Origin of the sequence: Gorillibacterium massiliense (genome assembly GCF_000455485.1) — a bacterium.
Taxonomy (GTDB): domain Bacteria; phylum Bacillota; class Bacilli; order Paenibacillales; family NBRC-103111; genus Gorillibacterium; species Gorillibacterium massiliense.
In genome coordinates this window covers 25705-47117 of the sequence record NZ_CBQR020000096.1, presented here as the reverse complement: position 1 = coordinate 47117, position 21413 = coordinate 25705, and the positions used below count along the sequence as shown (strand labels likewise).

At 53.0% G+C, this 21413-nt stretch carries 20 protein-coding genes; 12 read left to right on the top strand and 8 right to left on the bottom strand.

Translation table 11 applies throughout. The features are described from left to right. Window positions 1–12 precede the first annotated feature (12 nt). Window positions 13–534, top strand: a complete 522-nt coding sequence (locus tag TJ79_RS11545; RefSeq protein WP_040950464.1) for a flavodoxin domain-containing protein — start codon at window positions 13–15, stop codon at window positions 532–534. A gap of 67 nt (window positions 535–601) precedes the next feature. Here TJ79_RS11545 and ahbB read toward each other — a convergent pair whose 3' ends face one another. From ahbB to TJ79_RS11525, 4 genes are read right to left on the bottom strand one after another with little or no spacing between them, the layout of a single operon-like run. Then, window positions 602–1072 carry a siroheme decarboxylase subunit beta gene (ahbB, locus tag TJ79_RS11540; RefSeq protein WP_040950463.1) on the bottom strand — a complete coding sequence of 157 codons (471 nt, stop codon included), beginning with the start codon at window positions 1070–1072 and terminating at the stop codon, window positions 602–604. 8 nt (window positions 1073–1080) lie between these two features. Next, window positions 1081–1551, bottom strand: coding sequence for a siroheme decarboxylase subunit alpha (gene ahbA / locus TJ79_RS11535; protein ID WP_081756859.1), 471 nt, complete (start codon window positions 1549–1551; stop codon window positions 1081–1083). Next, complete coding sequence (locus TJ79_RS11530; protein ID WP_040950462.1) at window positions 1542–2561, bottom strand: radical SAM protein; 1020 nt, start codon at window positions 2559–2561, stop codon at window positions 1542–1544. The genes ahbA and TJ79_RS11530 overlap by 10 nt, the downstream gene beginning before the upstream one ends. Before the next feature lie 21 nt (window positions 2562–2582). Beyond that, window positions 2583–3761, bottom strand: a complete 1179-nt coding sequence (locus TJ79_RS11525; protein ID WP_040950461.1) for a radical SAM/SPASM domain-containing protein — start codon at window positions 3759–3761, stop codon at window positions 2583–2585. Between the two features lie 665 nt (window positions 3762–4426). Between TJ79_RS11525 and TJ79_RS11520 the strand changes: the two genes are divergently transcribed. From TJ79_RS11520 to TJ79_RS11500, 5 genes are read left to right on the top strand one after another with little or no spacing between them, the layout of a single operon-like run. Continuing rightward, on the top strand, window positions 4427–5326 hold the full coding sequence (locus TJ79_RS11520; protein WP_040950460.1) for a branched-chain amino acid ABC transporter permease: 900 nt from the start codon (window positions 4427–4429) through the stop codon (window positions 5324–5326). Window positions 5327–5335: 9 nt separating this feature from the next. Next, window positions 5336–6304: a branched-chain amino acid ABC transporter permease gene (locus TJ79_RS11515; protein ID WP_040950489.1), complete on the top strand. Its 969-nt coding sequence runs from the start codon at window positions 5336–5338 to the stop codon at window positions 6302–6304. Then, on the top strand, window positions 6276–7055 hold the full coding sequence (locus tag TJ79_RS11510; RefSeq protein ID WP_040950459.1) for an ABC transporter ATP-binding protein: 780 nt from the start codon (window positions 6276–6278) through the stop codon (window positions 7053–7055). Before TJ79_RS11515 ends, TJ79_RS11510 begins: the two co-directional genes overlap by 29 nt. A 2-nt stretch (window positions 7056–7057) precedes the next feature. Continuing rightward, window positions 7058–7762, top strand: a complete 705-nt coding sequence (locus tag TJ79_RS11505; protein WP_040950458.1) for an ABC transporter ATP-binding protein — start codon at window positions 7058–7060, stop codon at window positions 7760–7762. 33 nt (window positions 7763–7795) lie between these two features. Continuing rightward, on the top strand, window positions 7796–8965 hold the full coding sequence (locus tag TJ79_RS11500; protein WP_040950457.1) for an ABC transporter substrate-binding protein: 1170 nt from the start codon (window positions 7796–7798) through the stop codon (window positions 8963–8965). Window positions 8966–9058: 93 nt separating this feature from the next. Here the strand turns inward: TJ79_RS11500 and TJ79_RS11495 are convergent, their stop codons facing one another. Beyond that, complete coding sequence (locus TJ79_RS11495) at window positions 9059–9982, bottom strand: RluA family pseudouridine synthase (RefSeq protein ID WP_040950456.1); 924 nt, start codon at window positions 9980–9982, stop codon at window positions 9059–9061. 383 nt (window positions 9983–10365) lie between these two features. Here TJ79_RS11495 and TJ79_RS11490 point away from each other — a divergent pair, with 383 nt between their 5' ends. From TJ79_RS11490 to TJ79_RS11465, 6 genes are all read left to right on the top strand, one after another. Beyond that, window positions 10366–11337, top strand: coding sequence for an AAA family ATPase (locus tag TJ79_RS11490; protein ID WP_202903313.1), 972 nt, complete (start codon window positions 10366–10368; stop codon window positions 11335–11337). Next, window positions 11249–12466, top strand: coding sequence for a DUF58 domain-containing protein (locus TJ79_RS11485; protein WP_081756858.1), 1218 nt, complete (start codon window positions 11249–11251; stop codon window positions 12464–12466). Before TJ79_RS11490 ends, TJ79_RS11485 begins: the two co-directional genes overlap by 89 nt. Next, on the top strand, window positions 12456–13823 hold the full coding sequence (locus TJ79_RS11480; RefSeq protein ID WP_040950454.1) for a DUF4129 domain-containing protein: 1368 nt from the start codon (window positions 12456–12458) through the stop codon (window positions 13821–13823). Before TJ79_RS11485 ends, TJ79_RS11480 begins: the two co-directional genes overlap by 11 nt. Window positions 13824–13936: 113 nt before the next feature. Next, entirely contained in the window at window positions 13937–14431 is a 495-nt protein-coding gene (locus TJ79_RS11475) for a hypothetical protein (RefSeq protein WP_238322970.1), read from the top strand. A 48-nt stretch (window positions 14432–14479) separates the two neighbouring features. Continuing rightward, window positions 14480–16237 carry a B12-binding domain-containing radical SAM protein gene (locus TJ79_RS11470; protein WP_040950487.1) on the top strand — a complete coding sequence of 586 codons (1758 nt, stop codon included), beginning with the start codon at window positions 14480–14482 and terminating at the stop codon, window positions 16235–16237. A 216-nt stretch (window positions 16238–16453) separates the two neighbouring features. Continuing rightward, the gene (locus tag TJ79_RS11465) at window positions 16454–18679 is read left to right on the top strand and encodes an MMPL family transporter (protein WP_040950452.1); all 2226 of its coding nucleotides are present in this window, start codon (window positions 16454–16456) and stop codon (window positions 18677–18679) included. A 94-nt stretch (window positions 18680–18773) separates the two neighbouring features. Here the strand turns inward: TJ79_RS11465 and TJ79_RS11460 are convergent, their stop codons facing one another. From TJ79_RS11460 to mnmL, 3 genes are all read right to left on the bottom strand, one after another. Continuing rightward, a complete protein-coding gene (locus tag TJ79_RS11460) occupies window positions 18774–19739 on the bottom strand; it encodes a type I phosphomannose isomerase catalytic subunit (protein ID WP_040950451.1) in 966 nt (321 codons plus the stop codon). Between the two features lie 107 nt (window positions 19740–19846). After that, window positions 19847–20425, bottom strand: coding sequence for a tRNA 5-(aminomethyl)-2-thiouridylate-methyltransferase MnmM (gene mnmM / locus TJ79_RS11455; protein ID WP_040950450.1), 579 nt, complete (start codon window positions 20423–20425; stop codon window positions 19847–19849). A 3-nt stretch (window positions 20426–20428) separates the two neighbouring features. Then, on the bottom strand, window positions 20429–21388 hold the full coding sequence (mnmL, locus tag TJ79_RS11450) for a tRNA modification radical SAM protein MnmL/YtqA (protein ID WP_040950449.1): 960 nt from the start codon (window positions 21386–21388) through the stop codon (window positions 20429–20431). Window positions 21389–21413 lie beyond the last annotated feature (25 nt).

Below are 21413 nucleotides of genomic sequence, written 5' to 3'. Positions count from 1 at the left end.
GAGGGGATTAGGATGTCCATATTGATCGTTTATGCGACAAAGTATGGCAGTGCGGAGAAGTGCGCAAAACAATTGGCGGATAAGCTTGACGGGCAGGTGGAGTTGTTAAATTTGAGAGAAGTGAAAACGGCGGATCTATCCCGGTACGAGAAGGTGATTATCGGCAGTTCTGTCTATATGGGAAACATGCGGAAAGAGGCGAAAGCCTTTATTGCAAAGTATCTCAAGGAGCTTCAGGATAAACCCACCGGCTTGTTCCTATGCGCCATGGCAAACGGTGCGGATGCCGAAAAGCAGTTGCAGGCTTGTTTTCCCCGGGAGTTGGTAGAGAAGGCGGTGGCGACGGATACGTTCGGCGGAGAGCTTCATTTTAAGCGCATGAATACAGCTGAACGGTTTATCATCCGCATGGTAGGAAGATCGCAGATGAAGAAACAGGGAAGTTCCCTTATCGGAGACGGGAAAACGGATGTTTCAACGATATCCGAGGATAAAGTAGAACAGTTCGCCCGTTCGATGCAAGCGGCTGTATAACGCGGAAGCTCCCCTCTCCTTATCTTTGCCGGAATGATTGCCGGACCGAAGACGGGAGAGAGGAGCTTCATATTTGAAAGCTTGTTTTCTTCAATTCTTCCGTGCTGAATAAGATGTCAAAATCATCGGAACGCAACCTCTGACTTCGAATGAATGGCATGACGACCTCCGCAACCTCCCGCTCATTCGTTCCGTGAATCATGGCATACAAATTATACGGCCAGTCAGGAGCGGAGCTTCGCTGGTAGCAATGGCTCACTTGAGGCAGGGTGGCCAGCCGTTTTCCGGCTTCCTCCAGATGGCTTAACGGTATACTGCACACCAGCATGCCGTTTGCGCCGAACCCTGCCTGTCGATGCCTAAGAACCGCGCCGATCCGTTTTACGGCTCCGCTGTCTTTTAACCTTTTCAAGCGTTTCAAGACCTCCGCCTTTGTACATCCCGCCTGCTTGGCAACCGCTTCGTATGGATCGGGACACAGTGGAAAGTCGCCTTGGATGATGCGCAGCAGCTTTTTATCCAGTTCCTCGATTCTCATTCCTCCTGTTAATCTCCCTTCTCCATATCGAAAAACACATTCAACTTAAAAATCCGCTCTGCCGGAAAATCATAGATGCGATCGGTCCCGGAATGGGCAAGAATCGTGGCTATCGTCGATATTCTGTCTTCTTCGTTTGCTGCTGACAACGTAAACCACATGTTCAACCTGCCGTTCCTCCGGTAATTGTGGGTTACGCCGCGAAAGCCGTTGACCACTTCCGCCGCAGCGCGAAACCGCTCCTCCGGCACTTCCATCGCATATAGTCTGCTGGTATAGCCGATTTTGGCCGGGTTCAGAATCCCGCCGATGCGGCGGATATAGCCGGATTGCTTGAGTCGATCTAATCTGTCCAGCACCTCATCGGGCGAGAGGCCCATGCTATGAGCGATATCGTGGTAAGGATATTCGGTTAGTGGCAGGCCTTCCTGAAGGATATTCAACAGCTGCCGGTCAACAAGATCCATACTCATTGGCATATTCTTTCCTCATCCTTATTTTCGCGCTTGTAGCACCAAGGTTCCTCCGCCAGCAGATTACCGCCGCTGTAATAATAAGAACGAGCCCGACAGCCGCCGCAGATCCCTACATCCCCGCATGCACCGCAAGTTCCCTCGTATTTGGTATAGTCCCGTAAATCTTGAAAAAGGTTGCTTTCCCGCCAGATTTCATGGAAGGGTCTTTCCCGGACATTGCCGGCAGAAACGGGCAAGTAAGGGCAAATGTTCACTTCGCCGTCCGGCAGGACACAGCAATAAGAGACCCCAGCCAGGCAGCCGCGGCTGAACCTCAGGTTCAACTCCATGTCCCGGGACAGCGGCATGAACTGGGGAGCGCAGGTCGGTTTGATTTCGATGGGGGAGTTTTTTTGCCGGGAGAGGATTTGGCGCAGAGTTTGATAGTACCGCCCTTTTTTTAACGCGTCCTCCTCGATGCTCTTCCCTCGACCGGTGGGGACGAGGAAGAAGGGATGCAGCGCCTGGACGCCAAGTTCCACGGCCAGATCCGTCATTGCAGCAAAATCCCCCGCATTATGCTCCGTAATCGTCATATTGATCTGCACCTTCAGGTCTGCATCCAGTGCGTGCCGGATTCCATCCACCGCCTTTTCCCAACTGCCGGAATCGCCTCGGAACCGATCGTGATGCTCCGGGGAGGCGCTGTCTAGACTGATGGCAGCTCCGGCCAGACCGGCCACCTTCAGCTCCCGAGCCTTCTCCGCTGTAAGCAACGTGCCGTTGCTGCCCATGGCGGCGCGCATCCCGCGGGTTTTTGCGTGAGCGACGAGCTCGGGCAAATCCTCCCGCAAGAGCGGCTCACCGCCGCTGAAAATGATCATTTTGAAGCCTGCCTCCGCTATCTCGTCAATGAGCCTCAACCCTTCGCCGGTGGTGAGCTGCCGTTCAACAGAAGCGTGAGGGCCGGAATCCCGGTAGCAGTGAGCGCAATATAAATTGCAGCGTTTTGTCACGTTCCATGAAATGAGCATGTGGATTCCTCCATTTCCCCGCTAATTTCTCACCAAGCCGATCTCTCCGTCTGTCAGGTAGCAGGAGGGATCGGACGCCCAAAAATCTCCGCTCACCGAGGCTCGCGCCCGAAAGTTGCCGTTGCATATGTCCAGCCAGCCGCATTCACTGCAGCGGCCTTTCAAAAGCGGCTTGCGGTTCCGCAAGCCGGCGGTTACCGGATGGCTCAAATCCGTCCATATTTCACTAAAAGGACGTTCACGGATGCTGCCGAGCCGCACGTCCCGGGTAAACTGGTCCGGATAAACATTGCCGTGCCAATCCACGCAGCCGATGGCGCTGCCCGAGCGGTTGCCTCCGTTTCTCCGCAGCAGATCCAGCACATGAGCGGCCTGATGCTCGTCCCGCGCTTTCATCCAGTTGTAGAGATAGACTCCGTCGGCATGGTTGTCTACCGTGAGGATTTCGGTGGATCGCTCTTTTTTACGCAGTTCCATGGTTTTGGCGATGATAAGATCCAAGGCGTTCCGGGCTTCTTTCCGGGTGACGTCCTCTTGCTGCAGCTGCTGTCCCCGTCCGGAGTAGACGAGGTGGTAGAAGCATGCCCGGGGGATGGACTCTTCTTCGATCAGGTCCAGAATTTTGGGCAAATCGTTGTAGGTATGGCGGCTGATCGTGAACCGCAAGCCTGCCTTTTGCCCGATCTCCAGGCAATTGCGGATTCCTGTGATCGCCCGTTCATAGGCTCCGGTTTGGCCGCGAAAGCGGTCGTTTCCTTCGGCAACGCCGTCGATACTGACACCGACATAACCGGTGCCCGCGTCCTTCAGGCGTTTTGCAACGGCTGGTGTGATGAGCGTGCCGTTGGTGGATACAACCGGCCGGATGCCTTTTGAGGAGGCATATTCCAGCAGTTGAAAAAGATCCTTGTGCATCAGCGGCTCCCCGCCGGAAAACAGCAGTACGGGCACGCGAAAAGCCGACAGATCGTCAATGAATCGGAGGGACTCCTCGAGAGTAAGCTCGGCGGGGTCTCTTTCCTTGCAAGCTTCCGCGTAGCAATGCAGACAGCTCAGGTTGCAGGAGCGGGTCATGTTCCATACCACGACGGGACCCATGCCCGCTGCGGCTCCGTGATGTCGAGACTGGTTTTGAGGCGCGTAGCGCAAGTGATCACCCTCCGCTTCCAGTCCTGTTAGAAGCTTGGTTACGTTGATCAAATCAATCCCCCGTTTCTGCACGTTGTGGCATATGTACCGGGGTAGTATGCGCTTGGATGAATGGAAAATCCAAAATTTACAAGATGAAGCGGTGAAATTATCGTGAACTGTGAAAATATGGTGAATGGCATCGTTGACAGCCTAATGTCATGCTAGTCGCTCTTTTCGGTGGAAACTCCGTGAAGTGGAAGGGCTTTCAGTCATTAAACCTGACATTTATTCAAATCGCCCTGTATTATTAATTGTTTACGTCTTCGGATTCCAATGGGGGCCGGCTCTCGTTAATGACTGAGCAATCCAAACTGTAGGGCGCAGCCTGATAAATCGCAAGAAAAGACGATGTTATCCGGGTTTCACCAGGGTTGGTCATATTCCAACAAAATCCGAACTTCTCTTATAACGACGCGGGAAATGGTCCGGTAATTTTTGCAGATAAGGCAAAACAACAGAAATTATATATATTTATTTCATATATTATACAAAAATTTCTATGGAATATATATACATATCATGTTACCATATATAACATTAACCAGTGGTTTATTACGACAAAGCGCTGTAGCAATAACTATTCAATGTGCAGAAAAAGGGAATCGGCAAAAAGAAAAAGAGTCGTGTTAACTGGCAAGGCGTCATCATTTTATTACAAGTCCAAGAGGTGGCCGATGGAATATCATATCCAACAACTGATTAACGGAATATCGGTGGGCAGCATCTACGCATTGATTGCATTGGGATATACGATGGTGTACGGCATCATCAAGCTGATCAATTTCGCTCATGGGGATATCTTCATGGTCGGATCGTTCATTGGCCTGTATACGGTACACACTCTGGACAGCGCTTTGCCTCCCGTTCCTTTGTTTCTAACAGCTCTTATTGTTTCCATGCTCATCAGCGCTGCTCTCGGTGTCATTATTGAACGGCTCGCCTACAAACCTTTGCGCAACGCATCGCGCATAGCCGTCCTGATCACAGCGGTGGGGATATCCTTCCTTCTGGAGTACGGGCTCATGTATCTAGTCGGGCCTCAGGCAAAAGGCTTCCCGGAAATCATCTCCAAGCACACGTACCACCTCTTCGGGAAAGTCCAAATGGATTCACAGCAGTTGATGATCATGGTCGCAACCGTCATTTTGATGCTGATTCTCGTATTCATCGTTCACTATACGAAAACCGGCAAGGCTATGCGGGCCGTTTCCTACGATATGGAAGCTGCGAGGTTGATGGGCATCAATGTTGACCGCACCATCTCCGCAACCTTCGCAATCGGCTCTAGTTTGGCTGCGGCGGCAGGCGTTATTTTCGGGATGACGTACAGCTCCATTGATCCACTTATGGGGATCGTTCCTGGTCTCAAGGCTTTCGTTGCCGCCGTATTAGGCGGAATCGGAAGCATCCCTGGCGCTCTGGTCGGGGGGCTGCTGCTCGGAACCATTGAGACGGAGGTTTCGGCTAATGGATTCTCCATGTGGCGCGACGGTGTTGCTTTTGCCGTTCTGATCCTGATCCTCATTTTCCGTCCATCGGGTATTTTAGGCAAAAACATCCGGGAGAAAGTGTAGGTGGCGGCCATGTTTGCGAAAATGAATAAAAGCTTCCTGCTGTTTTTCGGCTTATCCATCGTTTTTTACGCCGTTGTCCAGATCATGTTCTCCACGGGAGTATTGGATGACGTTGCCGAATCCACCTTGTTTCTAATCGCCATCAATACGATATTGGCGGTTTCCCTCAACCTGATCAACGGGTTTACCGGCCAGTTTTCCCTCGGCCACGCCGGATTCATGTCAGTCGGTGCCTATACCTCCGCTGTATTAACGGTTAACTTCAATACGCCGTTTCCTTTGGCTCTTGTGGCTGGGGGGATCGTAGCGGCTTTATGCGGGATGTTGATCGGCATTCCTTCCCTTCGTCTCCGTGGAGATTATCTGGCTATCGCTACTCTCGGATTCGGCGAAATTATTCGCATCGTGCTTCTGAATTCTAATTACGTAGGGGGAGCCTCCGGGTTTAGCGGCATTCCCACCCTCACCAACTGGACGTGGTTGTTCATCTTCACGGCGTTGACCGTCATTCTGATTCAAAACTTCGTCCGCTCCAAGCATGGCAGGGCGTGCATCGCCATCCGGGAAAACGAAATCGCCGCAGAGGCGATGGGCATCAACACCACGCTTTACAAGGTTATGGCCTTTATGATCGGCGCCTTTTTCGCCGGCATCGCCGGCGGCTTGTCCGCTCATCACTTCTACGTTATCAATCCATCCAGCTTCGGCTTTATGAAATCCTTTGAAATTCTCGTCATCGTCGTTTTAGGCGGCTTAGGCAGTACGTCGGGTGCCATTATCGGCGCCATCGTGCTGACGCTCTTGTTTACGTTCCTTCAAGATTTCCCAGAGTTGCGCATGATCATTTATTCCAGCTTGCTGGTGCTTATGATGATCTTCCGCCCCGGCGGCCTTATGGGAACCAAAGAGTTTACGCTCAGCTTCTTTAAAAAGAAGGGGGGAGCTCCTCATGACACTTACGGCAAACGCTCTGCTTGATGTCCGTCAGGCCAGCCGGCATTTCGGCGGTATCCGGGCCTTGACCGACGTTTCCATGCGGCTTCGGACTGGAGAGTTAGTCGGACTCATCGGACCGAACGGCGCAGGAAAGACCACCCTGTTTAACCTACTGACTGGGGTGTATGAGCCATCTGAGGGAACTATCATCCTGAATGGCGAGTCGGTGGGAGGAATGAAACCCTATCAGATCAATCACAAAGGCGCAGCTCGCACCTTTCAAAACATCCGCTTGTTCGGCAATATGACCGTTGCAGATAACGTGAAAATCGCCTACAACCGCCATGCCAAATATTCCGTTTGGTCATCCTTGTTCCGTCTACCCAGCTTCCGCGCCGGCGAGAAGGAAATTGCCGACAAGGCGCTGGCCATGCTGAAAATCTTCAAACTGGACGAGCAAAGAAACGAATTGGCCAAAAATTTAAGCTACGGCGGACAGCGGCGCTTGGAAATCGCACGGGCGCTTGCAGCGCAGCCCAAGCTGCTTTTGTTGGATGAACCGGCGGCCGGTATGAACCCCCAGGAAACCCGCGAGCTGATGAATTTGATCCGTTGGGTGCGGGAGGAATTCCAATTATCGATATTACTCATCGAGCATGACATGTCTCTCGTTATGGGCGTGTGCGATCGAATCTACGTGTTGGATCAAGGAAAGCTGATCGCCGAAGGGACGCCGGACGAGGTCCGGTCCAATCCCCGCGTCATTCAAGCGTATTTGGGACAGGAGGCATAATCGTGCTGCAAATTCAGAATATCGACGTTTTTTACGGATCGATTCACGCTTTGCATAACGTTTCCCTTGAGGTGAACAAAGGGGAGATCGTTACCTTGATCGGAGCGAACGGAGCGGGGAAATCCACGCTGCTCAAGACGGTATCCGGTCTCCTGAAGCCGAAAAACGGCGATATCCGCTTTATGGGCAAGCCGATCGGCGGGCTTTCCGCCCAATCCATCGTCAGTCTCGGCCTGCTGCATTGTCCGGAGGGCAGGCGGATTTTTGCCAATATGACCGTGGAGGAAAATTTGGATTTAGGCGCGTATCTGCGCAGGGATAAAGAAGCGATTAAAAAGGATCTGGACGCCGTATTCCAGCGGTTTCCCATCCTATCCGAGCGAAGGAAGCAGCATGCAGGTACTTTATCGGGCGGTGAACAGCAGATGCTCGCCATCGGCCGCGCGTTGATGGGCAAGCCCAACTTGCTGCTGTTGGATGAGCCGTCCATGGGCCTTGCCCCTATGCTGGTTCAGGAGATTTTTCGCGTGGTGAAGGAAATCAACGAATCGGGTACGACTGTGCTGCTTGTGGAGCAGAATGCCAGCCAAGCTCTGAAGATCGCGCACCGGGCGTATGTGTTGGAGACGGGGAAGGTTGTTCTGAGCGGGGCGGCCGATGAACTGGCCAACGCGGAAGAGGTTAAGCTGGCCTATTTGGGCCATTAACACTATAACTATGGAGACTCGGGAGGGGTTTGCATGAAGCTGAGAAAGCTAGGTGCACTTGCGCTTGCTGCGGTTCTTGCGGTAAGTCTGGCGGGCTGCGGCAAGGACAAGAAGGATGACGGCAAGGGGAACATCAAGATTGGCGCTAACTTTGAAATGACGGGTTCAAACGCATCGTTCGGAAGTTCATCCATGAAAGGTGTCAAGCTCGCTGTCAAGCAAATCAATGCGGCAGGCGGAGTACTTGGCCGTCAGTTGGAAGTTATGGAACAGGACAACGCATCCAAATCGGAAGAAGCAACCCGCGCCGCACAAAAGCTGGTTGCTGACGGGGCCGTAGCCTTGATCGGGCCGGTTACCACAGGGGATACCATGGGAGCCGTTCCAGTGGCGATGGAGAAGAAAGTTCCACTGATCACTACATCCGCAACAAACCCGAAGGTTACTGTCGATGAGAAGACGGGAAAAGTCAACGATTGGATTTTCCGCGCCTGCTTCATTGACCCTTTCCAAGGCGAAGTAATGGCTAACTTTTCATCCAATGATCTGAAAGCCAAAACGGCGGTTGTCTATGTCGATGCATCCAGTGACTACTCCAAAGGTCTACAGAAATTCTTCAAACAAACCTTCGAGAAAAACGGAGGCAAAATCGTCGGCGAGGAAGCTTTCCAAGTCAACGATACGGACTTTAAAGCCGTGCTGACGCGGATCAAAGAAAAGAATCCGGACGTATTGTACGTGCCCGGCTATTACAATGAAGTCGGTAAAATCGTCAAGCAAGCTCGCGAGCTGGGCATCACCATTCCGATTCTCGGCGGCGACGGCTGGGATTCGCCGAAGCTGGTGGAAATCGCCGGCAAGGACGCGCTGAATAACACCTTCATCTCCAACCACTACTCGGCTTCGGACAGCTCCAAGGAAATCGTCGACTTTGTTACCGCGTATAAAGCCGACAACAACAACGAGCTGCCGGACGCACTGGCTGCACTTGGATATGACGCCGTCAAGCTGTTGGCCGACGCGCTCACCCGCGCTGGTTCCACCGATTCCGAGAAGCTGAAGGAAGCGTTGGCCTCCACTAAAGATTTGAAGCTGGCTACCGGCACTATTACGCTGAACGAAAATCATGACCCGGTAAAATCCGCTGTCGTTCTGGAATACAAAGATGGCGTGCAAACCTTCAAAACCAAAATCAATCCGTAATCATTCATCCGGAAATGCAGCAAGAACCCGCTTTCCTCTAGCGAGGATGGCGGGCTCTTTTTCGTGTGAGCAGATTACTTGTGGTTCCAAGGGTTAATGCTGCTTGAAGAAGCGATAGAAAACGGGCGGAACAGGGGATTCAAAGCGCATCAATTTGCCGGTTGTCGGATGCGTAAAAGCCAACAGCCGGGCATGCAGACCCAAACGGCCGATCCCTTTTGATTTCGCGCCGTATTTTTTATCGCCTGCAACGGAATGGCCAATATCCTGCATGTGGACGCGAATCTGGTTTTTTCTGCCCGTTTCCAGGTTGACCGAAAGCAGGCTGAAGCCGTTCCCCGTCTGCATAACCTTGTAGTTGGTCACGGCAAGCTGCCCATCCCCCGGCTGCGGACTGGAGTACATTTTCAGCGTGCTGCTTTCCTTCAGCCAGGATTTGATGGTGCCTTCGGACTTATGCACCGTGCCTTCCACAAGAGCGACATAGGTGCGTTCTTTTACGGCATCCTGCCAGTTGTTCTGCAAGGTTTGCTGAACCTCTTCGCTCTTGGCAAACATCATGACACCGGAGGTATCCCGGTCCAGACGGTGCACGACGAAGATGCGGTTCTGTGGATTCTCGCTGCGCACATAGGCGGTCAGCTGCCGGTAAGCGGTGATTTCATTTTCCTGAGGTGAGGCAACGGATAACAGTCCGGCTTCTTTATCCACCACGAGAATGGCTTCGTCTTCATATATAATAGATAGTCCCATAAGAGGGGGTTTTTCTTCTGTTTTTTCGGTGCTGATGGCAACGGTCTGTCCCGGCACTAGTGGAAAGTTGTAAGCAGTCGTCGCCTGACCGTTAACGGATACTTGTCCACGAGCCAGCACCGCTTTCACGGAATTGCGGCCTTTGCCGGACATTTTTGCGAGCAGGAAATTCAACAGTTGTACGGGTTCCGTCACGGTATAAGATTTGACCGCGTCTTGCGGGGCAGGCGGTTTTACGGTAGTGCGGCGGCGTTTCTCAGGCATGGTTCCATCCTCCGGGATTTAGTCGTACTAACTATACTCAGTTTCCAGCGGATTTACAAGGGAGTGCAATTCGAAAAAAGATAGATTGATTTTGCCGAAAACGGTAAGATGAAAGCGTAATCCACTTTTTCCATAACGGACTGAATAAGTTGAACTATGACGGAGTAAAGTTCGAAAGGAGGAATGGAGGACATTTGGACTGCAGGAGCGTTAGCGTTCGCCTTTGTTTTCGGATTTTATCCGCTGAAAAAGAGGTGCTAATCAAGAAATTTAGTAACAACGTGCGACGGTCAGTCTAAATGGTCCGCAGCTCCTCTGTTCGAACCGATGCAATCCTTAGTTCAACTTATATGTATGGGAAGACCATTTATCTTTCTTTTGAAATGAGGCGACTTTTGTTGGAAATGACGGACATTCGCGAATTGGCGGAACGAATCCGCCGCAATGTGGCCAAGGTGATCGTTGGCAAGGACGATGTAATTGAACTTATTCTCATTTCGCTTATCGCCGGCGGCCATGTGCTGCTTGAGGACGTTCCGGGTACCGGCAAGACACTCCTGGCCAAGTCTATCGCCCGTTCCCTCTCCTGTACCTTCAAACGCGTGCAATTTACTCCCGACCTGCTGCCATCAGATATTAGCGGAATCAATTTTTACAGCCAAAAAAGTGGGGAATTCGAGTTTCACCCGGGGCCGCTGTTCTCCCATATTCTGCTGGCGGATGAGATCAACCGGGCGACCCCCCGCACCCAATCCAGCTTGCTGGAAGCCATGGAGGAGCGGCAGGTCAGCGTAGACGGTGAGACCCGCAGGCTGGAGGCGCCTTTTCTCGTTTTGGCTACCCAGAACCCGGTGGAGAATCAAGGCACCTTCCCGCTGCCTGAAGCTCAACTCGACCGCTTTTTGCTGAAAATTTCCATGGGCTACCCCAGCACGGAGGAAAGCGTGACACTCTTGAAGCGGTTCAAGGAGCAAAATCCGCTGGAGGAAATCGGCGCCGTAGCGACTAGAGAGGAGCTTGCCGAGGCACAGGAAAGTTACGCCAAGGTGGCTGTCAGCGATGATATTTTGCGTTATCTGATTCAACTTGTCGAAAAGACCCGCTCTCACCCGGATTTGCTGCTCGGTGTCAGCCCTCGGGGAAGCCAGGCGATGCTTAAGGCCGCCCAAGTGCTGGCAATATTGCGTGGCCGGGATTACGTGCTGCCTGACGATATCAAAGTGCTGATGAAGCCATTGTTCGGACATCGGATTTTGCTGCGGAATCATGTCCGTGCAGCCAGCGGTTTGGCGGAGCAAATCCTGGATCGGATTGCGGCCGATACGCCGGTACCCGCGGAAAGCGGAATTTTGTGACAAAGGCGGGATTGCCGTGATCAGTTGGGTCATCGTTGTCGCCATTGTTTTTATTGGTCTGCAAGCGATGTTTTTTCGCCGGTATGCTTTGCGGAAGGTGACGTATGACCGCAAATTCAACGTCGAACGGTGTTTCGTAGGGGATCAAGTGGAACTGGTGGAGACCATCGCCAACCGCAAGCTTCTGCCGCTGCCTTGGCTGCGTATCGAATCGACCATTCATATCGGGCTCAGCTTTCAGAACCAGACAAACCTGGACACAAGCTCCGGCACTTATTACCAGAATCATAAAAGTATTTTCAGCCTCATGTCTTATACCCAGATTACCCGCCGCCATGTGGTGACCTGTGACAAGCGGGGGTGGTACCGATTGCGTACGGCGGCGATGTCGGCGGGGGATATGATCGGTGGACAGGCTGCGTCCAAAAGCCTCGAAACCCATGCCGATCTTCTCGTTTTTCCGAAGCCGGTTTCCCTTTCCGATATCCCGTTTCCTTCTCACAGCTGGATGGGAGATTTGACGGTGCGCCGCTGGATCGTCGACGATCCGTTCCTGATTGCAGGCGTACGGGAGTACCAATACGGCGATGCTATGAACCGGGTGAACTGGAAGGCCACCGCCCGCAGTGGAAGGCTTCAGGTTAACAAAAGGGATTACACCGCCGATCCGCGTTTGGTGGTTTGCGTTAATGTTGAAGTGTCGGAAAACATGTGGGCTGCCGTCACCGACCCTGAGCTGGTTGAGCTTGGGATATCCTACGCCGCCACCATCGCCGATTTTGCTCTTGCCAAGGGGATTCCTTGCGGGTTCGGTTTTAACGGAGTGACATTGGATAGACCGGGTGAATGTGTGCGGATCGCGCCGGAAGGCGGCGGTGAGCAGATGAACGCCATTTTGGAGACGATGGCCAAGTTGGAGATTGCCCGGGTGCTGCCCTTCGAGATCTTTCTCGAGGAGGACGTGGGCATGGGAGTTTCCAATCGGGATTATCTTCTGATTACCCCTTTCCTGTCCGACAAAATTCGTCTGCAGATTGAACGGCTACAGGAAAACGGGAATTCCGTCGAAGTCTTGCTGACTGATAATGCCGATAAGCAGGAGAGGGGAGAGATCAGCAATGCCGGCTAAATTTCAAGAAGCGCCGCAAAGGATTTCTATCCGGCAGCTTCCCTGGATTGTGCTGAACCTTTTGATGGAAGCTTTGTTTTTCTTTCCTCTGCTGCTTGTGATGGACCGGTATTTTTCGCCGGAAGTCAATCCTCTGCTCTTTGCTTTACTTTTACCGGCGTTTGGTTTGACCGGATATTTGATCGCCTATATTCCTAAACCAAGCTGGAAAGGGATCATCCGGTTCGTTCTGCGTCTCATGGAGATCGCGCTGATTTGCGCCGTTTGTGGAGGACTTGCTTTTTTGTGGAGAAGCGGCGAGGAACCTTTATGGGCGGCTATCGTCCTTTGGGTTCTCGGTTTTGTATATGCCCTGAGGTCCCAGGGATTCGCCTATTGGCACAGGGATGCGATGATGGCTGACGAAGTGATCTACCTTGTTTTCTCACTCTACCTCGTCACTCCTTTTCTGGCACGCTCCCTCCCGCCCCTTGAAGGCTATAGCCGGTGGATCAATATCGCGGGACTTGCCGCGCTCTTGGTCGCTTTGCTGCGTCACAACCGGTTCAATCTGCGGGTAGCCGGCAAGAAAGACGTACATGCCACCGCTCATAACGTATCCCTGCTGCGAAAAAGCCGGATCTGGGTGGCGGCGCTCTTCGTCGTTGTGCTTGCGGTTTCCTATTTTCGTCAGGTGGAACGGGAGGCAGAACGCTTCCTTCGCTGGATAGCCGTGCTCATTTTCCGCTTCATCGGTTTTCTCGGCTCCTTAATGGTCTCGGAGAAGAACGATAATCTTCCGCATCGGCAGCCATCTGTCGCACTTCCGGGTAGCACCCATAAGGACAGCCACCTTTTTACAATCATCTCAACGATTGTTGCCTACAGCATAATAGCTGCTCTGGTTATCGCTGCCCTTTATCAATTGTATAAGCGGGGAATTCCATATCTTGTGCGCCAGTTCCGCCAGCTGCTGCTCTGGCTGAAGCGTGACCGGACGATGGATATCGACAGCTACAGTGATGAAAAGGAATCGCTGTTAGGTTTGGCCGATGCGCCGCGAAAGCTGAGCAAGCTGCTGGAAAGCTGGAGACAGCGGCTGAAGCGCGAGCCTAAGTGGCAGCAATTGCCCGATACCCAAGCGAAAGCTCGGTTTCTCTACCGGATGGCCTTGCGCCGCGCCGTACAGAAGGGATATCTGTTCCGGCCGGGGCTTACTCCTTTGGAAAACGGTTCAGAGCTTGCCAAGAGCAAGCATCTGTCAGGAACATCTTCCGAAGAATTAACCACTCTGTATAGCGGCGTCCGTTATGGTGGCGAGGTACCGACGGAAAACGAAGTTAATCGGTTGGCGGAATCGATTCTCGGTAAACCTTAAAGCTTTTTTTGTAATCGAATCGTTAAAATTGCTTAAAAAATTTGTAATCATTTCCATATCCATCCTTCATACTCCTCATGTAAAGTAGGATTAAAGATGAGTGAGACGGGAGAGTGAGGGTTGTGATCCTCTACATAACCGCCCGCTTGATGGAAGAATGGAAGGTGATGAGAGGTCGCCTTCTGGATGCCGAGGCGGGGGACGATGGATTGGCGGTGGCAGCGGCGATCCTGGGATTGGAACGGAAGTTATTGGATATCCGGGATTACGTCGCTGGATTCGGCACAAATTTGCAACCGTTTACATTTTGCGTGGACATGGAGTCGTTTGGGCTCGCTCTTATGCAGGAGGAACCCGGTGATCTTTTACCGGCTGAGAATGAGAGTGTCGAAGGAGATGAACCTGCGATTGCGAATGGAATGACTCTTCCAATCGGCTCCGCAAAACGGAAGACAGAGTTAAAATGGCTGCCCCGTGAAGAAGATTCCCTGCTGGAATGGCTCGTGCGGATCCGAAAAGATGGGTTCAGCGGGAATCTGCTTACTGCCGGAGACGGGGGGCACTCGCCGCTGCTTGATTTGCCCTATGGGCATTTTCCTGTACAATAAGGGGATACAGCTAGCATGGAAAGAGGGAGTGCCTTGAAAAGAAGTGAGTTGAACGTCGTCGTATCGACGCTTAACGCGAAATATATCCATACCGCTTTATCGCTCCGGTTGTTGAAGGCTCATTGCGGCAGCGAATTTGATGTAACCATGGTCGAATTTACAATAAAAGATCCTCTCATGAACATCGTATCCGATTTGTTTCGACTGGGGCCCGACGTAGTCGGGTTTTCCTGCTATATATGGAATATCGAAGAGACGCTCCGGATCGTCCGGATGCTGAAAAAGATTATGCCGGAGCTCGTCATTGTGCTGGGGGGGCCGGAAGTTTCCTACGATACGGACTATTGGATGGAAAAGGAGCCGGAAGTCGATTATATCGTCATGGGAGAAGGGGAAGAAACCTTCCTGCACCTGCTGCGGGAGGTGGATAAAGGCCGGCATGTCGGCAACTTTTCCGCAGTAGAAGGAATCGCCCACCGCAAGGAGGGCAAAGTCAGGTTGAATCCGCCGCGGTTGAAGCTTCCGCTTGACGAAATTCCTTCTCCTTATCGGTTCCCGGAGGATTTGGCAGAGCTGCCGAATCGGGTCGTGTATTTTGAGACAAGCCGGGGATGTCCGTTTAACTGCCAGTTCTGCCTGTCCAGCGTGGAGACTGGAGTCCGCTATTTCGATATCGAACGGACTAAGGCGGATCTGCTGTATTTGATCGACAATGGCGCGAAGCTGATCAAATTCGTCGACCGCACCTTTAACATCAAACGGGACTATGCCCTGGAAATGTTCGATTTTCTCATCAAAAATCACCGAGGATGCGTCTTCCAGTTTGAAATCACCGCGGACATCATGCGTCCGGAAGTGCTGAGCTTTCTGGCGGAAAACGCGCCTCCTGGCATCTTCCGTTTTGAAATCGGCGTGCAGTCGACCAACGATGCCACCAATGAGCTGGTGAAGCGGCGGCAAAATTTTACCAAGTTGTCCCGCACGGTAAATGCCGTGAAAGATAGCGGCAAGATCGACCAGCACCTGGACCTGATCGCCGGTTTGCCGGGTGAAGATTATCATTCCTTCCGCAAAACCTTCAACGATGTGTTCGCGCTGCGTCCCGAAGAGCTGCAGCTCGGTTTTTTGAAAATGCTGCGGGGAACGGGCATGCGTAGGGATGCGGATAAATACGGCTATGTCTACATGGACCATGCGCCTTATGAAATATTGGGCAACGATGTCATGCCCTTTTCCGATATCGTGCGGATCAAACGTGTGGAGGATGTACTGGAAAAATACTGGAACAGCCACCGGCTGGATCACTCTGTGACGTTTTTGATTGAGCGGTGCTTTGAGACGCCCTATGACTTTTTTCAGGAATTCGGAGACTACACGGAAGAGCGCGGCTGGCAGAAGACCGGTCACCAGTTGGAGGATTTGTTTTCCCGGCTGCAGCAGTTTTTGCGGGAGCGGGGTACGACGGAACTGGCTGTAATTGAAGGTCTGATGAAGCTGGATTACTTCCTGGGCCATAAGTATAAGCCGCGGAAAATGTGGTGGGAATTCCAACTGGGCAAAGAGCGGCAAGGGGATATCTACCGCAAACTGGCGGACAACCCGGGTCTTGTCTCTCCGCGTTTTGCCGAACTGGGGCTGGGGGAGAGGGAGTTGCACAAGCATGTGATGGCGGAATTCGTGCCTTTCGATCTGGGCCGGTATTGGCAGGAATCGCAAATCGATTGCAGCCGGAGCAGTATCCTCTTGGCTTACTTCGCTCCGAGCGGGGAAAAGGTGGAGTTTTTCGCCATACCTGCAGATAAATGATATCTACGGAAAGACACAAAAAGAAGCGGATAGGCGGCGCGCCTATCCGCTTCTTTTTTTTGGCGGCTGTTTTAATTGCAGAGGAAACGCCGATCATCGCCATGTCATTGGATTTGCTTCCCTTTGCTTTCGATGGATATAATGAACGAGAATCATAAGATTTCTATTAACTGGAATAGAAAACCGCCGAAGGGCGGCTTTTTTGGGGGGAGCGACATGAAAGGATTGGAACGTTTCGCAGGATGGGTGGCCGGGCCGAAGAGCAAGTGGGTGACGCTGCTTGTATGGATTCTTTTGGTTGGAGCGTTGTCCATGACGTGGCCGTCCGTCAACAAGGAAGAAGATAATGGTGCCGCTAACCTTCCACAGAATTCATTATCGGTTCAAGCCGATGCCATTATGGCAAGAGAATTTCCCGGCAGCGAGGGAGTCCCCGCGCTATTGGTGTGGCATCGGTCGGGAGGCTTGTCTAATGAAGATCTGACCAATATGCAAAAGCTGACGGAGGAGTTGGAGCAAAAGCCGTTGCCGGATCAAACTTCGGTGGTTCCGCTTCACCGGATGCCGCTTCCGGCGCTTAAGGCGACTCTCTCGCAGGATGGTTCCACCCTTGTGCTGCCCGTTTTGTTTGCAAAAGGATTAGACGCAAGTAAATTGAAAACGAGCCTAGATAGCTTGAAGACGAGGGTTCATGAAGGTTTCGGCACCGATCCTTTTGCCGCCGATGTCCGCGATGACGGCAAGCTAAGCGCTCGCGTGACGGGGCCGGTGGGAATATCCATCGACGCTACTGGGCTGTTCAAAAACGCGGACGTTTCGTTATTGATCGCAACAGTGTCGCTGGTGCTGGTCCTTTTGTTGCTTATATACCGTTCCCCGCTCTTAGCGATTATTCCGATTATCGCCGTTGGCTTCGCCTACGGTCTGGTCGGTCCGATTTTAGGCAAACTAGCTGAGGCCGGCGTGATCACCGTCGATTCCCAGGCGATCTCTATTATGACCGTGCTTTTATTCGGCGCCGGGACGGACTATTGCCTGTTTCTGGTGGCTCACTTCCGCCAGGAACTCACGGAGCAGTCCGATCCGCGGCGCGCTCTGTTCCAATCGGTGCGGGGCTCCGCGGGAGCTATCGCCATGAGCGGGTTGACCGTCGTGCTATCTCTTTTCGCCTTGTTGCTTGCCAAATATGGAGCTTATCACCGTTTTGCCGTTCCCTTCAGCTTGTCCATCCTGATCATGGGATTGGCCAGTTTGACGCTGGTTCCTGCCCTGTTGGCCATTTTCGGCAGAGCTTCCTTTTATCCCTTTATCCCCAGAACCCCGGAGATGAACCGTCAGCGCGCTGCGCTTAAGGGGAAGCCAGAGCCCAAACCGCGCAGGACCGGCGGGTTCGGCCAGAAGGTCGGCAACGCGGTTACCGCCAAGCCTTGGCAGATTGTCGTCGTCACGATTATCCTTCTGGGTGCATGTGCGGCTTTCGTTCCGCAGATCAAAATGTCCTATGATCTGCTTTCCTCCTTCCCGAAAGATATCCCCTCTAGAGAGGGCTTTGCGGTCATCGCCGACAAGTTTACGCCCGGCCAATTAGCGCCAGTCACGGCTATCGCCGATACCGAGGGGAAAGCAGCGAGCCTGAAAGATAAGCTCGCGACCTTGCCCCATATCGCCAGCGTGTCGGAGCCGCAGCAGGGGAAAGAGCATCCATCAATCGTCGCTTACACCCTTGAATTCGACATCAATCCCTACTCCAGCGAAGCGATGGCCGTGATCCCGCAAGTCCGTTCCGCACTGGAGGAAGCATTAGGGCATGATGGCATTGCCTCTCCTGCCGATAAGGTGTGGGTTGCCGGACAAACCGCCGCCCAGTACGACAATCGGCATTTCACCGATCGCGACACGGATATCATCGTTCCCGTTATTCTCGGTTTGATCGCCCTGTTGCTGCTTTTGTACCTGCGATCGGTTACGGCGGTCGTCTATCTGGTGCTGACGGTGCTCCTGTCGTTTTTCTCTGCCTTAGGACTCGGTTGGATTATCCTGCATTACGGGTTCGGTGCCGAAGCCATACAAGGCGCGATTCCGCTCTATTCCTTTGTCTTCCTCGTCGCTTTGGGTGAGGATTACAACATCTTCATGATCTCGAGCATCTGGCAAAAAGCCAAAGCCGGTATGCCCATAAGGCAGGCCATTCGGGAAGGCGTTGCCCAAACGGGTTCCGTCATCACATCCGCCGGGTTGATTCTGGCGGGGACCTTTGCGGTGTTGACGACACTGCCCATCCAAGTGCTGCTTCAATTCGGCCTTGTTACCGCCATCGGCGTTTTGCTGGATACCTTCTTGGTTCGCCCATTTCTCGTTCCCGCCATTACCGTCGTTTTGGGTAGGGCGGCTTTCTGGCCAGGAAAACCTGGTACCGCCGACGGAGAACGGGGAACAAGATAAGCGGTCATCGATCTGTTTCAGCTCGTAAAAGCAAAAAGCCGGCTTCCCTTGGGGAAGTCGGCTTTCGTATATTTTCGCAGGCAACTCGTTTCGGTCACTCCGGTAAATAGCTGCGCAGAACGGTCATGGAGCCGTCCAGTCCGTAAGCCCCCAGGTTGGCTGGCAACAAGTAGCATTCTCCGGGCTTGACACTCAGTGTTCCGTCGGCCCAACGGATGGAGCCGGTTCCTTCGCAAATGACGAGAATGGTGAAAGACTCTTCCGACGTCATAAGTTCCCATTCACCGCGAACGGTTCCTTTTTCGGTGATGAAATAGGGGGAGTGGGCTAGGGTCAACCATTTCCCGGCTTCCTTTTGCTCCGTTTTCATCCGGGTAGCTCCCGAACCTTCATATGCGATGACGTTCAATGAGTCCTCGATGTGCAGTTCGCGCGGCTTTCCGTCCAGTCCCGGGCGGTTGTAGTCGTAGAGACGGTAGGTGGTGTCGGAATTTTGCTGAATTTCTGCAACCAGTACGCCCGAGCAGAGGGCATGCACGGTTCCCGCCGGAATATAGAAAGAATCTCCCGCTTCCACCGGAACCTCTTGCAGCGTATCCATGATCCGATCCTCACGGATTGCTTTCTCCATTTCTTCCCGGCCGATGCCGTCCTTTAATCCATAAATGATTTTCGCACCCGGCTTGGCGTCAAGTATGTACCACATCTCGGTTTTGCCCAATTCGCCTTTCGGCAAGCCGGCATAATCATCGTTCGGATGCACTTGAACGGACAGGTCGTCCTGGCAATCCAGCAGCTTGATCAGAAGTGGGAAACGGGCGTCTTCCTTGTACCCTTTTGTACCGAAGAAATCCTTGCCGTAACGTTCGCGGATCTCGTCCAGTCCCAAACCGGCCAGTTCGCCGTTGTCCGCTTTGGTGGTGCCGTTGGGATGATCACCGATCATCCAGCCCTCACCGATTTTTCCTTCGGGAAGGTCGAGGCCATAGCGCTCCAGCGCTCGGCCACCCCATACGCGTTCCTTCATTTCGGGATTGAATTTTAATGGATAAGGTTTCATGCCGCTACTCCTCTTTTCTCTATAAAATGACGGATTCGCTATAGTGATTCCGTAAGATAAGCTAAGTTACGGATTCGCTGTCACGATTCCGGAAGGCTGCATCTATTTTACTTTTTGATGATTCCAAGCAGGTAAGGAGTCGACTTAGCCCGGTTGAGGAAACGATAGAGCAGCGTTTCCGCCGTCAGCGGGTCTAAGCCTGCTGCCCACGCTTCCACAGCCTCCGCTTCCTCGTGTCCGCCGGGGTGGCCGGGGTAGAGAACGATGGTCAAAACGCCGTTTTTCCTCAGCAGGCCCAGGGCGGCTTGAAGGGCGGGAAGTGTGGAAGCGGGGTTGGTAATGACGACCTGGTCGCTGCCCGGCAGATACCCCAGATTGAACATCACGGCGGCAATCCGGCCATGGTGATCTGACGGGACTTCCTCCGCCATTCCGTCGTGGGAGCGGTGAATAAGCTTCACTGTTGCCAACGGCCCAGCGTTCTCGCTAGAAATCCGCTCTTGCGTCTGCTCCAAGGCTACGGCTTGAATGTCGAAGGCGTATATCGTACCTCTTGCCCCGGATTGTTTGGCTAGAAAGAGCGTGTCCACGCCATTTCCGGCTGTAGCGTCAATAGCCGGCTCTCCGGCCCCTAGGCGCTCGGCGACCCAGCGCTGGGCGATGGATATCGCAGAAGGAAAGCCCATCCGTTATTCCGCCCCTCCCGCAAAAGCAAACTTGCCCTGCCAGGAATTCCGCCGCTTCAGCTCATCGTCGATGGCATTCAGCACTTCCCATTTCTTCAAACTCCACATCGGCCCGATCAGAAGGTCCCGGGGCGCATCGCCGGTAAGCCGATGTACGATCATCTCCGATGGCAGCAATTCAAGAGCGTCCACCACCAGATTGACATACTCATCCTTTTCCAGAAAACGCAGCAAGCCGGCTTCGTATTGCTTGACCATCGGCGTTTTTCGCATCAGGTGCAGCAGGTGGATCTTGATGCCTTGCACATCCATACCGGCAACGGCGCGAGTGGTATCCAGCATCATCTCCCGGTCTTCTCCCGGCAAGCCGAAAATGATATGGGCGCAAGTGTGGATATTATGCCGTCTGAGTTTTTCCACCGCTTCATAGTAGCAGGCGGTATCATGGGCGCGGTTGATCAATTCCGAAGTGGATTCGTGAATAGTTTGCAGCCCCATTTCTACCCACAAGTAAGTCCGCTTGTTCAAATCCGCCAAATATTCCACCACATCATCGGGCAGGCAGTCCGGCCGGGTGGCAATGGAGAGGCCCACCACCCCAGGCTGTTCCAAAATCGCTTCATAATACTCCCGCAATTCTTCAACGGGAGCGTAGGTATTGGTATAGGCTTGGAAGTAGCCGATATAGGCAGCCTCTGGCCATTTTTGATGCTGCAAGTCGCGAATTTTGTTGAACTGGGTAACCAGATCATCCCGGCGGCTGCCGGCAAAATCCCCCGAGCCTCTGGCGCTGCAGAATGTGCAGCCGCCCTTGGCGATGCTGCCGTCCCGGTTCGGGCAGGTAAAGCCCGCATCCAGCATGACCTTGAATACTTTGCCGCCAAAGGTTTGGCGCATCTCGTAATTCCATGTATGAAACCGCTTGTCTCCCCAGAGGAGAGGGCGGGAATCGGTATCGATCATCGTGTCCTCCTTATCCGTGAAGCCG